12 protein-coding genes are annotated in these 15,079 nt (G+C 58.8%); 3 read left to right on the plus strand and 9 right to left on the minus strand.

Annotated elements, in window-relative coordinates; genetic code table 11:
- Positions 1-695: 695 nt before the first annotated feature.
- The 5 genes from QYH43_RS23500 to QYH43_RS23520 all read right to left on the minus strand — a co-directional run bounded on the left by QYH43_RS23500 (position 696) and on the right by QYH43_RS23520 (position 6,925).
- The gene (locus QYH43_RS23500) at positions 696-1,973 is read right to left on the minus strand and encodes an OprD family porin (RefSeq protein WP_301158215.1); all 1,278 of its coding nucleotides are present in this window, start codon (positions 1,971-1,973) and stop codon (positions 696-698) included.
- A 37-nt stretch (positions 1,974-2,010) separates the two neighbouring features.
- A complete protein-coding gene (locus tag QYH43_RS23505) occupies positions 2,011-3,345 on the minus strand; it encodes an MFS transporter (protein ID WP_301158216.1) in 1,335 nt (444 codons plus the stop codon).
- 213 nt (positions 3,346-3,558) lie between these two features.
- Positions 3,559-4,758, minus strand: coding sequence for a formaldehyde dehydrogenase, glutathione-independent (fdhA, locus tag QYH43_RS23510; RefSeq protein ID WP_301158217.1), 1,200 nt, complete (start codon positions 4,756-4,758; stop codon positions 3,559-3,561).
- 96 nt (positions 4,759-4,854) lie between these two features.
- Positions 4,855-5,931, minus strand: coding sequence for an aromatic ring-hydroxylating dioxygenase subunit alpha (locus tag QYH43_RS23515; protein ID WP_301158218.1), 1,077 nt, complete (start codon positions 5,929-5,931; stop codon positions 4,855-4,857).
- Between the two features lie 40 nt (positions 5,932-5,971).
- On the minus strand, positions 5,972-6,925 hold the full coding sequence (locus tag QYH43_RS23520) for a PDR/VanB family oxidoreductase (RefSeq protein WP_301158219.1): 954 nt from the start codon (positions 6,923-6,925) through the stop codon (positions 5,972-5,974).
- Positions 6,926-7,198: 273 nt separating this feature from the next.
- Here QYH43_RS23520 and QYH43_RS23525 point away from each other — a divergent pair, with 273 nt between their 5' ends.
- The 3 genes from QYH43_RS23525 to QYH43_RS23535 all read left to right on the plus strand — a co-directional run bounded on the left by QYH43_RS23525 (position 7,199) and on the right by QYH43_RS23535 (position 10,790).
- Positions 7,199-7,669, plus strand: a complete 471-nt coding sequence (locus QYH43_RS23525; RefSeq protein WP_053160863.1) for a MarR family winged helix-turn-helix transcriptional regulator — start codon at positions 7,199-7,201, stop codon at positions 7,667-7,669.
- Positions 7,670-7,854: 185 nt separating this feature from the next.
- Complete coding sequence (locus tag QYH43_RS23530; RefSeq protein WP_095055995.1) at positions 7,855-9,789, plus strand: methyl-accepting chemotaxis protein; 1,935 nt, start codon at positions 7,855-7,857, stop codon at positions 9,787-9,789.
- 65 nt (positions 9,790-9,854) lie between these two features.
- A complete protein-coding gene (locus tag QYH43_RS23535) occupies positions 9,855-10,790 on the plus strand; it encodes a LysR family transcriptional regulator (RefSeq protein WP_301158220.1) in 936 nt (311 codons plus the stop codon).
- On the opposite strand, the gene QYH43_RS23540 is transcribed toward QYH43_RS23535, so the two are convergent.
- The 4 genes from QYH43_RS23540 to QYH43_RS23555 all read right to left on the minus strand — a co-directional run bounded on the left by QYH43_RS23540 (position 10,775) and on the right by QYH43_RS23555 (position 15,056).
- A complete protein-coding gene (locus QYH43_RS23540) occupies positions 10,775-11,221 on the minus strand; it encodes a heme-binding protein (RefSeq protein WP_095055997.1) in 447 nt (148 codons plus the stop codon). The genes QYH43_RS23535 and QYH43_RS23540 overlap by 16 nt on opposite strands.
- 11 nt (positions 11,222-11,232) lie before the next feature.
- Positions 11,233-12,582, minus strand: coding sequence for an amidohydrolase family protein (locus tag QYH43_RS23545; RefSeq protein WP_095055998.1), 1,350 nt, complete (start codon positions 12,580-12,582; stop codon positions 11,233-11,235).
- 294 nt (positions 12,583-12,876) lie between these two features.
- Complete coding sequence (locus QYH43_RS23550; protein WP_095055999.1) at positions 12,877-14,034, minus strand: S9 family peptidase; 1,158 nt, start codon at positions 14,032-14,034, stop codon at positions 12,877-12,879.
- Between the two features lie 59 nt (positions 14,035-14,093).
- The gene (locus QYH43_RS23555; RefSeq protein WP_095056000.1) at positions 14,094-15,056 is read right to left on the minus strand and encodes a LysR family transcriptional regulator; all 963 of its coding nucleotides are present in this window, start codon (positions 15,054-15,056) and stop codon (positions 14,094-14,096) included.
- Positions 15,057-15,079: the final 23 nt, after the last annotated feature.

The raw sequence follows: 15,079 nt of genomic DNA on the forward strand, positions 1-15,079 counted from the left end.
GGAGGGGGCAGGTCAAAAGTCTGGAGCCCTCGCCCCAACGACCGCTCCCTGCCTGCTTCAATCATTAATTCGTAGTTTTTTAGGAAATTGCCGCGTTGGGCGAATTTGGGGGGGAATGTTGGGAAGTGCTGCGTCAAAAGGATTAGCGTTCGCAGAATCGGCCCCTGCGGCCAAACTATTTTTCCATCTCTTCAAAACGTGCATTCCTAACCACCATCCTAAACGGGGAGAGCAATGATGATCACAAGCGCCACCCGGCGACGGCAAAACGGGGGAGGGCGTCGGCATAGGCGACCGACTGGAGGCGGAGAAGATAATAGTACTTCCCGTTTTAGGTATACGTTTAGGTATACAGGGCGAGCTTAATAGTGGACATGACCAGTAATTTAGGGGGATTTATGTGGTATGTTCGACCCCGGCTTCGGCACTATTAATCATTTTCAGGTGATTTCAGAATCATCCGAAAGCCAACAAAAAGCCCGCCTAGTGCGCCTAGTGCGGGCTTTTTATTGTCTGTGGTTGCCGAAACTGACCTAGGCAGCCAAAAGTTGGGGGGGGGCAGATTTGGGGGCATGGCCGTTCGGTCATCTCGCTGTTAACCCGCTGCGCCATTCGCCTACTGGGCCCGCCAGCTAATCCGCTTCCTTGTGGATCAACTGGCGGCCTTGACCTCGAGTGTTAATGACTCTTATCAGTTACCAAAGCTGAATCGTGTAGTCGACATTAATCCGGGTTTCGTTGTCGCTCCTGAATGTCGAGGCTGCACTTTGCTCATTGCGATACAAGGCATGGCGCAGGCGCAAGGCGAGGCCTTTTGCCGGGCCTGACTGTATGACGTAGGCCAACTCCACGTCCTTCGACGACTCTGTCAGGTCAGTTCCCCCCAATTGGGGCAGGTCAATGTGGCTACCTCTCAAATAGCGAGCCATACCGGTCAGGCCCGGTAGCCCAACAGCGGCGAAGTTGTAGTCATAACGCGCTACCCAGGTCCGCTCCTTCGGGTTGACGAAGTCCGCACTCATGGTGCCGTCGCTGAGCACCGTTGGCTCCCCGCCAGCAATGTAGGCCATTGCTGTGTCGCCCGTCTGGTACATGTAGCCCATGCCCAAGGTGTGGGCCGCGATCTGGTAGCTGAACATGGCACCGGCGTTCAGGTTGTCGACCTTGCCGGCTTCTGCGCGACCGTTCTCCCGACTGTTGTAGATCCGCACGTCCGTTTTGAGTTTGCCTGGGCCGAGGGGGAACTGGTGGATGCCTCCCGCAAAGTCCTGGCTGTATATGTCCTTCAGCTCGGCGTGAAAATAGCGAAGGGTCAACGTGTCAGACCAGCGATAGTCACCGCCCATGAAGTCAAAACGCTCCGAGCTGGCGCCCCTTTTGAAGCGGCCATTGGGCGACGCCAGTGAGATTGGCTGATAGTCAGTGGAGTCCCGCAGGTTCACTCGATCCATACGGCCGGTGTGCAGCGTGAGTTTGTCGATGTCTTCGGACATCGCATACGCACCACGAAAGGATTGCGGAACCAAACGTGCAGGGCTCGCGGTGATGACCGGCAGGGCAGGGAACTGCGTTCCAACGGATAGCCGGGTCTTTGAGATTTTCGCCTTCAGCGCCACACCCAGTTCAGAGTATTCGTCCTCAGCCTCACGGGTCATCGGGTCAAAAGGCAGGAGTTGTGTGCCGGTCCGATCGGGCGACGAGTCCAGTTTGAGTCCCAGCATCCCCGTGAGGTCCAGGCCGAACCCGACGGTCCCGTCGGTAAAACCGGAGTTGGCCTTGAGGATGAATCCCTGGGCCCACTCGCGAGCGGCCGAATAGGGGCTGTCGCCTTTGTAGTCCCGGTCCAGGTAGTAATTGCGCGTGGTCAGGGTCGCGTTGCTGTCATCCACGAACCCTGCGTAGGCAGTGGAAGAGGCGCAGGCTATCGCCATGCCCAGGCTGTAGCGCCAAGGGCATAAAGTGTTTTTTTGCATGTGATCGGTCCTGCTTTTATTGTTATGGACGGTCGAATCAGGCGTTGCTGACGGTGTTCAGTTGCAGCAGCCGTTGCGGCTTCAAAAGCCAGACGGCGCCGGCCGCAAGGACGAAGGACAGGGCAAACAGCAGGTAAAGGTCGGCGGGCTGCCACTGCGCATCAATCAAACGGCCAGCCACCAATGGCGAGAGAATCGCACCGGCGCGACCGATGCCAATGCCCCAACCCAGGCCAGTGACGCGCTGGGTGGCGTTGTAAATGCTCGGGGTAAGCGCATAGAGCCCCGCGACGCAGCCGTTGACGAAAACTCCGATCATCAGCACCAGGGCGAAGGCCAGGTTCAGGTTGGCAGTGAATTGCACGAAGACGGCCAGCAGCACCGCATTGACCAGAAGGTAGGTCATGAGTACTTGGGACAGACGAAAACGTGCCGCCAGCAAGCCGATCAGTGAGGTGCCAAGAATGCCGCCGACGTTGAGTAGCACACCGCCCGTGATGCCTTGCGTATTCGACAGGCCGGCCGACACCAGCAGCCTCGGCGTCCAGCTCATGACGAAATAGAAACCGAACATCACCAGAAAGAAGGCGCTCCACACCAGCAAGGTTGAACGCAGCAGCGCTGGCGAAAAGAGCTCGGCGAAGGTGGCTCGTAGCGGTTTCCTGGATTCACGCAACGCCTCGGGCAACCGCTCGAGGGACGTGATCGCGACTCGTTGCAGCAGAACATTGATACGCTCCAGCGCGCGCCGGGGTTGGCGAGACAGTAGGAAAGCCAGGGACTCGGGCAACCAGAATGCAAGGATCGGCAGGATCAGCAGCGTCGTTATGCCACCGTAAAAGAACACCGAACGCCAACCCAGGGACGGAATGATTTGCGCCGCGATGAGGCCGCCGATGGTCGCGCCCAGTGCATAGGCCGTGGATTGCAGGCTAATGGCCAGACTGCGCCACTTCTTGTTGGCGTACTCCCCGGCAATGACGTAGCTGCTGGCCAGGATGCCACCGATGCCGAGTCCGGTTATCAGGCGCAGCACCGCGAGCATCTCGGGGGATGTCGCCTTCGAAGACGCCAGCATGCCGAGCCCGGCGATGCCTACACACAGCAGAATCAGCGGACGTCGCCCGAAGCGATCGGCCCAAGGGGCAATGAACAACGAGCCGATAGCCATTCCGACAAGCCCTGCACTGAGCAGGTAGCCGAGGTGAATGCCGCTCAGGCCCCAATCGGCGGAAATGGACGCGGCGGTAAAAGCCATCACCAATACATCGAAGCCATCCAGCATGTTTATCAGAAAGCAGAGCGCAACCACGCCCCACTGGAAGCTGACCATGGGTTTTTCGTCCAGCTGTTGCCCAATCGACTGGCTCATGGCGTCAGGCTCCGAAGCTGTGGGTGGAAAAATGCTTTGAACGACGGGCAGCCGAAGCCGCCTCGCTATGCGGAGGTTGCAGTGTGTACATGTCGATACCTTCTTGTTTTTGTTGGTCAGTGGTGCATGCAAGGTGCCTGGGAGCCGGCGGCTCGACTCCGGGGCGGTACGGTGCTCAGGCTCGAGAAGCGCTGGGCGACGTTGATCTAAGGCTCAGGCCGCACTGAAAGACTTGTGCGGGTCAATCACAAATTTCTTCGGCACACCGGCATCGAATTCGCCGTAACCTTCCGGCGCCTGATCCAGGCTGATGACTTGCACACCGACTACTTCAGCGATGTTGATGCGGTCCCACATGATTGCCTGCATCAACTGCCGGTTGTACTTCATCACCGGCGTCTGGCCGGTGTGGAAACTGTGGGATTTGGCCCAGCCGAGGCCGAAGCGGATGCTCAGGCTGCCCATTTTCGCAGCGGCGTCTACGGCGCCTGGGTCTTCAGTGACGTAGAGGCCGGGGATACCTATCTTGCCGGCCACACGCACCACGCCCATCAGCGAGTTGAGAACGGTGGCCGGTGCTTCGTGTTTGACGCCGTCATGACCGTGGCCGCGGGCTTCGAAGCCGACGCAGTCCACCGCACAATCCACCTCCGGTTCGCCGAGCAGCGCGGCGATCTGTTCGTGCAGCGGCGCGTCTTTCGACAGGTCGACGATTTCAAAACCCTGGGCCTTGGCGTGGGCCAGGCGCACGGTGTTGACGTCGCCGATAATCACCACCGCCGCACCCAGCAAGCGAGCGGATGCAGCCGCCGCCAGCCCGACCGGACCGGCGCCGGCGATGTACACGGTGCTGCCCGGGCCAACACCTGCGGTTACAGCGCCGTGGTAACCGGTCGGCAGGATGTCAGAGAGGCAGGTCAGGTCGCGGATTTTTTCCATGGCCCGGTCGCGGTCCGGCAGTTTCAGCAGGTTGAAATCGGCGTAGGGCACCAGCACGTATTCGGCCTGGCCGCCGGTCCAGTCGCCCATGTCGACATAACCATAAGCACCGCCGGCGCGGGCCGGGTTGACGGTCAGGCACACACCGGTGTGTTGCTCTTTGCAAGAGCGGCAGCGTCCGCATGCCACGTTGAATGGCACGGACACCAGGTCGCCGATTTTCAGGTGCTCGACGTCACTGCCTTTTTCGATCACTTCGCCGGTGATTTCGTGGCCCAGCACCAGGCCGGTTTGTGCCGTGGTCCGGCCGCGCACCATGTGCTGGTCGGAGCCGCAGATGTTGGTGGAAATCACCTTGAGAATGACCCCGTGCTCGATCTTGCGACCGCGCGGGTCCTGCATTTTTGGATAGTCGATTTTCTGTACTTCGACCTTGCCAGCGCCGAGATACACCACACCACGATTGCCAGACATGCTTTTTTCCTCGAGGAAGTTGTTGTTATGTTGCGCTGCAAAATGCTGCCTTCGGGGCAGCCAATGTCCTGGAACCTTGAGTTTGGTCTGAAGGACTCAAACGCTGGATTGGCGAAGCTGCTCGATGATTCGGCGGGCGCGATTGGCGCCGACATCGACGTGGATGTCGATCATCGGACGCTCGCCGAACCGGCACATGTTCTGGTACTGGGCTTCGATCACTTCCTTGTCTTCATCGAAGGTCAGGATGGTTTGCTCAACGACCTTGGCCTTGATGGTTTCTGGATCACTCGCCGGGTTGGTGGCAATGGTCCAGAAGTAGTGACTGGTGGTGTCGGTTTCCGGCGTTACCCCGTGGAACCCGCGCATGTGGAAGCCACCGCGATCAGGGTTATCCAGTGAATCGGTACCGGCATCCACCGCACCGGTCCAGATCCGCAAGTGACTGACGTGAAATTCGATTTCCTGCCAGCGGTCCACGTTGCCTTTGAAGGGGTAGGCGGCGGTGTAGGTGGGTGGTGGCACAGAGTCCGGCATATGGCGCACGACCCGTACGACGTTGTCTTCACTTTCCACATTCATCTGCGCATTCATATGGATGCTGGCGTTGCCACCGATGGTGCGCAGGTGGACATACCCCAAATGACTCAAGTCCATGAGGTTGTCGTGGATTAATTGATAAGGCGCGTCGTAGTGGTAGACGTTGCCGTCGAACAGGTATTTGCCGCTGCTGTGAACGGAGTAAGTCGGCGGCTCACACATCGGCTCGGGTTGAGCCTGGCTACCAAACCATATCCAGACGATCTGGTCCTGCTCACGCACGTGATACGCAGGCACTTTGGCTTTGCTCGGGATCTTGTCCTGGCCCGGGATTTCGACGCATTTTCCATGGTCATCGAACAGCAGGCCGTGATACCCGCAACGAATGCCGGTCGCTTCCAGCGTTCCGTTCGACAGTGGCAATGCTCTGTGGCAGCAACGGTCTTCCAATGCCGCGACCTCGCCGTTGGCCTTGCGAAACAGCACGACAGGCTTGTTGAGTAATGTCCGGCCTACCGGTTTGTCTTTCAACTCCCAACCCAGGGCAGCGACGTACCATTGGTTGAGGGGAAAGCTGGGCAAGGCAGGCGCCGGAATTTCTTCGGCAAGCGTTTGGAGAGTGGAAGTGTTCATGGTGTTCTCCAGGAGGCACGGTTGATGTTGTTGTTTGAATTCACAGGTCGAGCACCAGGCGTGATGACTTGGCGCGAGAGCAGCAGGGGGTAAAGCGGTCGTTTGCGGCGTGTTCGGCCACTGTCAGGAACTTGTCCCGGTGTTCGGGTATGCCCTGCAGTACGCGAGTGACGCAGGTCCCGCAGACGCCTTGCTCGCAAGATGACTCGATCGCTATGCCGGCCTCGTCGAGCACTTCGAACACCGTACGTTCGGCAGGAATCTGAAAAACCTGGCCACTGCTTGCCAGTTCAACTTCGAACGATGCATTGGCGCTTTGATCGATAGGGTCGGCGGCGAAGAATTCTTTGTGTACCCGGTCTTGCGGCCACCCGGCGTTCTGCGCTGAAGCGAGGATGTAGTTCATGAAGCCGGCCGGCCCGCACACATACAGATGGGTGTCAGCGTGGAAGGGCGTGAGCAAGGCTGGCGCGTCCAGCTTCTGCATCTGGGGGCCGCTGTCGTCATGAAGCTTTATGCGGTCGGCGAAAGGGGTATCAGCAAGCATCGTGACGAACGCTGCGCGCTGGCTCGAACGGAAGCAGTAGTGCAATTCGAAATCGGCCCCTTGATGTGACAGCTCCCACGCCATCGCCAGCATGGGCGTGATACCGATACCTCCACCAAACAGCAGGTGTCGCTTGGCTGAGTGATCAAGCGGGAAAAGATTGCGCGGAGCGCTGATGCTGAGTGTTTGCCCAGACTGAATCTGCTCGTGCATGGCTCTGGAGCCGCCCCGAGAGCTCGGGTCCTTGAGCACGCTGATCAGGTAGCGGTGGCGTTCCTTGGGGTCGTTGCACAAGGAGTATTGGCGGGTGAGGCCATCGGCAATGTGAATGTCGATATGGGCGCCGGCCTCGAACGCCGGCAGCGTGCTGCCATCGGCGGCACATAGTTCGAAACTGCAGATGCCTTCGGCTTCGTCTGCTTTGCGGGTGACGTTGACTTGAAGCATGACTTGTCCCTCCACACTGAAGTGGCTGCTGAAAAAAAAGCGTCGGTTAGAGCACTGGCCGGGGACGGATCAGCCGGGTGCTGGCACGAGAAAGACGAAGGCGATGAGATTGAAGGGGTTCATGACCAAAACCTGATAATTATTTTTATGAGGCAGGGCGGCGGCATATCATGCAGCGAATCGCCCGTGACGTTCGGTAGAGAAATCCTCCGATTATTTAGTTGCGGTGTCAACTAATATTCCAAGGCCCCGCCGATCCAAGGTGTTCGCTCAATGTCTGCAGAATCCCAACTGAACCTCACGCGTTATGTCCCGGCACTGCTGAATTTCTTGTCCAACAAGCTCTCCTCAGGCGCATCGCAGTGCTATCGCAAGCATTTCGGAATCGGTGTCGTCGAATGGCGAATGCTTTCGATGCTTGCTGTGGAAAATGACATCACCGCCAACCGAATCTGCCAGACGATCGGCCTCGACAAGAGCGCGGTCAGCCGTTCATTGCAGTCGCTGGAAGGTGCCGGGCATATTTGCAGCCAGGTCGATTCAAAGGATGCGCGGCGCTATACCGTCAGCCTGACGGACAGCGGCAAAGCCCTGCATGAGCGAGTCCTGAAGGTTGCACTGGAACGTGAGCGGCGGCTGCTCAGCGAGCTATCTGCCTCGGAAGTGGACACCCTCGTCGAGTTGTTGGGCCGACTGCATTCCCAGGTCGCCAATGTGAACGAGTACGACCCCGAAGACGCTTGAATCTGGGTGCCTGAAACTCGAGTGCCTTTCAGGTATCGCGATTGCCGATGGGTCGCATCCACACAAGCGATTGGTCAGCTTCGCACTGTCACGTCAACCTGCCCCGATTAAAACAATAATGGGGTTCACTCGATGGCTGATCGCTCTATCGCCGCATACAGGCCGAGCAAGTGAGAGTCCATCGATTGGGTGCTTCGCTGAACCGCCTCAGTGTCGGCGGCAAGTTAACGCTCGGCTTCGGTCTGGTCCTGATCTGCACGATGGGCATGGCGCTCACCGCTTGGTATTCGGTGCGGGTAACGCAATCAAGCACCACACAGTTACGGGAGCTGGATCGCCAGAAAGCCAGTCTTGCCCAGGCGCGGCTTGCCGAGCGGGATTTTGGTTTGCTGCCGTCACGAGAATCGGTTGCGCAGGTCGAGGATTCTTTACGTCAACTACAAGTCGGACCGTCGCTTGCTCTTTCGGGAGAGCGTTTCAGGCAGACGCTCGTCCAGTCATCCGACCGTTACCTGAAGGCATTTCAGGCCTATGCCGAAGCGCGCTACCAGGCGATTCGGGCGAGGCTGCGTATGCAAGTGCTGGCGGAAACGACAGGGCAGCGATTCAGCGAAGTATTCCTCGACCAATTAGACGATATCAACCTCAATCTTGAGCAACACCAGCTGCCCCAAGCGCAGTCAATGCAGCAGTTGGAAGAGGCGGTGGCATTGCGCGAGCGCTTGGCCAATCTGCGTGACAGCGAGCTGTATTTTTCCCTCGATCCGCAAAACCGTTATCGGGACGATTGGGTGAACCGGGTGAATGAGCTTGCCAGCGCGCTAGGCAGTCTGAATTCGCAGCTCGATGGCGATCGTCGTCGAGCACTGGATGAGGCCAGTGCAGCGTTGGCCGAGTACCGCGAGGCATTTCTGGGTTTTGCCAGCAGCGGTGAGCAGGCCATGGCGCAACAAGTGAGCATGTCGGTGTCGGCTGAACAAGTGACGATGGTGTTGGAAACCGAGCGGGCGAGGGCTGCACAATCTTATGAATTACTCCAAAGACGTCTGGATCAGCAACTTGCAGTGATGGTGCTGCTTGCCGTGTTGCTCAGTATCGGCGCGTGCCTTTTGATCCAGCGTTCAATTGTTTCGCCACTGAAAATGATGCTGGGTCTGGCGCAACGGGTGGCTGCGGGAAATCTGAAGGATCGTCCCGCGCTGCTTGATCGACAAGATGAGTTGGGCCAGCTCGGTAGTGCTATTGACCTGATGTTGCAGGCGCTGCGCCATCTTGTGGGGCGAATCGGCAGCGACGTGCAACAACTGGACGCCGCGGCCGTCTCGCTGGGTGCAATGGTCGATCGCACAGGGCAGGGTGTGCGCGCACAGCGCGAGCAGACCGCCGAGGTGGTTGCGGCCATGCAGCATATGACCCAAGCGGCGGCACAGGTCAACCAGCAAGTCGCGGGAAGCCAGGCGAGCCTGGGCGATGCTTGCAAGCTGATTCATCATGGCGACGACCTGGTGCGACAGGCGAGTCAAAGCCTTCAGCAGCTATCGCGGGAAATGACCAGCAGTGTGGGTTCCATGCAACTGTTGCAAAGCGAAAGCCAGGCCATTACCAGTGTGCTGGATGTGATCAGCGCACTCGCCGAACAGACCAATCTATTGGCCTTGAATGCCGCCATCGAAGCAGCGCGAGCCGGTGAGCAGGGTCGCGGTTTTGCTGTAGTGGCCGACGAGGTTCGGGTGCTCGCCAGTCGAACGCGAGCATCGACAGGCGAGATTGATAGCATGATTCAACGCCTCTGGAAGGTCACCGGCGACACAGCAACCAGTCTTTTCGACAGTCAGCGACGGACTGCCGAAGGCGTTGAGCTGACAGTGCGCGCCAGTCAGGTCCTGGGTGCGACTACCGAGGCCATCTCGCGAGTTGAATACAGCGGACAGAGAATTGCCCACGCTGCAGCATCGCAACATGACATAGCCTGTCGAGTCGATGCAGCGCTTGGGCAGGTGGACAGGGTAGTCGAGCAAAATGCCGAGGAGTGTGCTCGGCTGGAGACAGCGAATGGCGACTTGCAGCGCCTGAGCGTCAGCCTTGGTGAAGCGGTAGGGGCGTTTCACCGCGACACCTGAAGCACTCCCGCTGGGTGTGATCAGCGACGTAGTTCAAACACCTGAAAACTTAAACTGGATACGACATGCGTTATCGACGTCTTGACTTGAACCTGCTGGTCGCCTTGGACGCCTTGTTGAGCGAATGTAGTGTCAGCAGGGCCGCCGAGCGATTGTGCCTGGGGCAGTCGGCAACCAGTTCGGCGCTCGGACGTTTGCGTGAGCATTTCAACGATCCGTTGCTGGTCCAGATTGGACGGCGTCTGGAACCCACGGCGTTGGGTCTGGAACTGCTTCCCAAAGTGCGTGAAGCGTTGGCTCTGACTCGTGAGATTGTCGATGCACCGGTCAATTTTGAACCGGCCAGTTGCACTCGGCACTTCACTTTGGTGGCTTCCGACTACGTAGCTGGCGTCCTGCTGCCAGCCGTCAGTCTTGAGTTGGCCCGAATCGCACCTGGTGTGCGCTTGAGTCTGCGGGACATGCCTGTGCCGCGTGACAGTGACGTGGTCAGCGAAGCGCTCGACTATCGCCGCAGCGATTGTGTGATTGTGCCTCAGCGGCGATTGAACCCGGCTTACCCCCATATCCCGCTGATGAACGACGAGCTCTGTTGCATCGTCTGCGCTCGGCAACCCCGGTTCGCCGAAGGCTTGAGCCTGGCCGACTATTGCGCGGCGGAGCACGTGGTACGCGAGTTTGCCGAGGGTCGAAATCTGGCGATGGATGCAGCGCACTTGCATGAGTCGGGCGTTCATCGCCGAGTGGCAGTGGCCCTGGAAAGCTTTGTGTTGATGCCCGAATTCATCGTCGGTACTGCCCGGATCGCCACCGTGTTTCGCCGCCAGGCGCAGCGCTTCGCTCAACATTATCCGTTGCGTATTCACCCGGCACCGCTGGCATTTCCTGATGCCGTTCAGGTATTGCAATGGCACCCTTATCAAGATCATGACCCGGCGATGGTGTGGTTTCGCGGCCTGTTATCGCAGCAGGCCGCGTTGCTTGATCAGTGCTCTACCTGATCACCGGTATCCGCCACCAGCGCAGCCTGTTCAATAGCCTGTAAAGCGCAGCGCTCGTCGTTGTCTGAAGTGTCACCGCTGACGCCAATGGCACCCAGAATCAGTCCCTCGGCATTGCGAATCAACACGCCTCCGGCGACGGGAATCACCTCACCGCCGGTCAGGCTGTTGATAGCGTCGAAGAACGCCGGCATCGCTTGTGCGCGCCGGGCCAGTTCGCGCCCGCCAAAGCCCATTCCCAAGCAACCCCGTGCCTTGCCGGTGGCGATCTGTGGTCGAAGGAAACTGGCATGTTCATCACGCAAGACTGCCAGCGGATGACCCGCAGCATCCAGCACGGCCACCGCAAGGGGGTTGATGCCCGTTTCCCGAGCGATGCGGATGGCATGGCTGGCGATGTTGGTGGCGGTCATCAGGTCGAGTTGCTGCATGGCGTTGGTCCTCATTGTGCCCACTTGCCCAATTGGGTCACGCGGTCCCGGGTGTAAAGATCAGTCCATTTCAGCGAGTTGAAATCAGAGACCTGTTTGGGGTTGTAGGGGCTGCGCTCCATGCGCACGGACTGGCCAGCCTTGTACACGGCTTTAAGGCGAGAGCGGTCTTGCAGGATGCGGATGTCGTGCAACGGCGAACCGTCGAGCAACAGGAAGTCTGCTTGCTTGCCCACTTCGAGGGTGCCGATGGTCTCACCGCGTGGCATGCAGCGCGCACCGACGTTGGTGGCGGCATACAGCGCTTCTGCGGGGGTGAAGCCCAGCCGGGTGACCAACAGTTCCAGCTCACGAGCGTGCCACTCGCCATAGGGCGTTACCGCAAAACCGCTGTCGCTGCCACACGCGAACGGCACGCCAGCGGCCTTGGCACGTTTGAGCACCGCCGAACCGACTTCCAGGGTGCGGGCACAGTAACCGGCATAACCGGTGCTGATGGCTGGATCGTGGGGTTGGCAGAAGTCCACGGTGTTTTGCGGGAAGGTCATGGTCGGCGCGAGAATACTGCCGGCTTCGAGCAATGCCTCGATACAGTCGTCGTCCATGTAGAAGGCATGGAACACCAGATCGACACCGGCGCGTGCGGCGTACATCACAGCTTCTCGGCCATAGGCGTGGGTCGCCACTTTGCAGCCCAGGCGGTGAGCTTCTTCGACCATCTCATAGGTTTCTTCGGCGGTGAACGCGGCGATGATTTCGCCGTTCGGGCGGCGGTGGGTGCCGTCCATGGCGATCTTGATCAGGTCGACGCCATCCTTGGCCTGTTTGCGGATTTCAGCCAACGCTTCGCTGCGACTGGTGACCAGGCGCGCAGTGAAATACTCCGGAGCACCTACTCGACTCGGAAACCAGTCGTTGAGGCTCTGTCGATTGGTGATGACCCGGCTGCTGGCGGCGATACGCGGGCCTTCGAACAAACCGGCAGCGATTGCGTTGCGCACAGCGATGCTGAGTTGGCCGCTATCGCCCGGGCAGACCATGCTGGTCACACCGGCGGCCAGCACGTGTTGGGCGAAGAACATGCCGCGCAGCGCACGGAACTCGTCGCTGGTCCAGATATCAATGTCTTCTTCGCTCTGCGCGTTGCCGAAGGCCAAATGGGTGTGCACATCCACCAGGCCCGGCATGACAAAATTATCGCCGGCGTCCAGCAGGGTGTCGCCCGGTTGCGTCGGCGGCGCGAGGGCGGTCGGGCCGACGTACGACAGCAGGCCGTTTTCCACGATAAGGGTTTGCTGTTGACGGGTTTGCAGGCCGGTACCGTCGAACAGGGTCTGGCATTTCAGGTGTAGGGCGGGCATGGCGTTTCACTGTGTGGGTTGTTATGCAAAGCGAGGCTAGGGCAGGGCCATGCATGCCACCAGCAACTTGCATCAATGCTCGCGTATTGATGGCGTCAATAGCTGCTGTACCTCGAGCACCCAACTGAGCTCGTTCAGCGCTCGACAAAACGCCATCGCCGGCAAGCCAGCTCCTACAGGATCGAGGGGGAGTTCGGATTGTTTGGTACCACATAAATCGGTAGGAGCCGGCTTGCTGGCGATGGCGAATGTGACATCGCCATCGCTGGCAAGCGAGTTTGTAGAGGACGCAGGTTACGCGGTGTGGCCGCCTAATGTTTCGGCAATCCAGTCGGCGATGTATTGGCCCGCGTTGATGCTGTTATCGAAGCTGGAATGCTGCACGCCACCTTCGCGTTCGGTGAAGATTTTAAGCTCGCGTTTGGGGCTGTTGATCAGTTGCTCGTACGTGCGATGTGCCCACTTCAATGGAATCTGTGAGTCCTTTTCACCGTGGGTCACCAGGAATGGAACCTTGATCCGGTCCAGTACGCCATCCAGGTGCACGTTTTCGGAGATGGCCATGAACTCATCCATATCTTTCGCTCCCCACACCCAGCACACGTGTGCCCAATAGTGCGGAACGGGGAAGCTGCCTTCTTTTTCCAGGCGACGTTTTTGCACATCGCGCCAGTCATGGTTGGCGCCCCACACCACACCGCACGCAAACCGTGGTTCGAACGCCACCGCACGCGGGCAGTAATAGCCGCCGAGCGAGACGCCCTCCAGGCCAATACGTTTGGCATCCACGTCGCTACGGCTTTCCAGCCAGTCGACCACCCGACTGGCCCAATGCTCGCTGTCGAAACGGGCGACCAGATTGTGCAATCGCAGCGCTTCTCCTGTGCCGGGCTGATCGATGATCAATGATGAAATACCGCGCTTCGCCAGCCACGCTGGCAGCCCGACGCGATATTTCATTTCTTTGGTCGAATCCAGTCCATTGACCTGCACCAGGATCGGGGCCGGACCGGTCACGCCTTCGGCACGTACCAGTAAACCGGAAATATGTTTGCCCTCGTAGGGGATTTCTACGCGCTCACAGTTCTCGCGAGACAGTTCGATACCGCGTTTGAACGTCTGCAGAAAACGCTGGTACAGCTCTGTCCGGCCCGGCGCGCCGTGGGCTTGCAAACGTTCGCAGGTCAGGTAGTAGGTGGCGGCGCGGTTGTACTTTTCACCAGCAGACAGCAGTCGGCCATTGCCTTCATCTTCTTCAGCAAGGCCGCAGAGTTTGTCGGCCATCTTTGCCCAGGTTTCGCGAAACGCCTTGGTTCCAGCAGCATCGGGTTGCTGGGCGGCTTCCTGTAGCGGTGCGCACATCTCTTCAATTTCGCCCATACGGGCGCCCATCTCGATGGCCAGGTCGACGGAGAGATTCCATACGTAATTGGTCGGGAAGTAACGGAACATGGTTGTTGTTGTCCTTGTGGTTGCCTTGTCGTTCACAAGGCACGTTAAGGACGCCCCGGCTAATTAGCCAATCGTGACTCCGGATGGGAGGTATCGCGAGCGGCGATATGATCGTGTTCAAGATGCTGGATGAATGCGCTGATGCGTTCGCGCAGCCAGCGGTGCATGGGGTCACCGTCGACGCTGCGGTGCCAGAGCATGAACTCGCACATGACCGGAATCTTTACCGGTGGATTGAGGATGCGCAGCGGCAAATGCTCGGCGTACAACCGTGCCAGACGTTGGTGCATGGTGGCGATGCGCTGGGTACCGACGACCAGTTGCGGCAGGGTGTTGAAGTCGTTGGTGATGACTTCGATGCGGCGGTTGAAACCGTACTGGTTCATGAACCACTCTTCGATGCTCAAGTGCCGGCTGCGACCAAAACCGACAGAGACATGGCCCATGTCCATGTACTGCTCAAGGGTCAGGCTGTCGCCGACCTGGGTATTGCCCTGCCAGACGACGCAGACGTGCTCTTCTTCGAACAACAACTGGTGAGGGTGACCTTCGATGATGTAGCGCTCAGGCACGATCATCAGATCGACCTCGCCACGAATCAACAAATCAGCGGAACTGTCTCCGGGGCCGATCATTTCGAAGGTGATGTTGGGCGCTTCCTGATGGATCTTCTGTATCACCTGGGCAAACAGCACGCTGATCAGGTAGTCCGAAGTCACCAGGCGGAAATGACGTTTGCTGGTCGTAGGGTCGAACACCGGCTTGGCAGTGATCGACGACTGGATCGTCAGCAGCACTTCACGGATGGGTTTGGCAAGCTCTTGCGCGTAAGGCGTTGGCTGCATTTTACGCCCCACTTGCACCAGCAATTCGTCTTCGAAATAGGTTCGCAGGCGTCCCAATACCCCACTGGTGGCGGACTGCGTCATGTGCAGGCGTTCGGCGGCACGGGTGATGTTCTGCTCTTCAAGCAATACATCGAGTGCGACCAACAGGTTCAGGTCCAAGTGGTTGAAACGCATCAGGCATATCCGCTTTTGTATTT

This window comes from Pseudomonas sp. C32, assembly GCF_030417915.1.
Taxonomy (GTDB): Bacteria; Pseudomonadota; Gammaproteobacteria; order Pseudomonadales; family Pseudomonadaceae; genus Aquipseudomonas.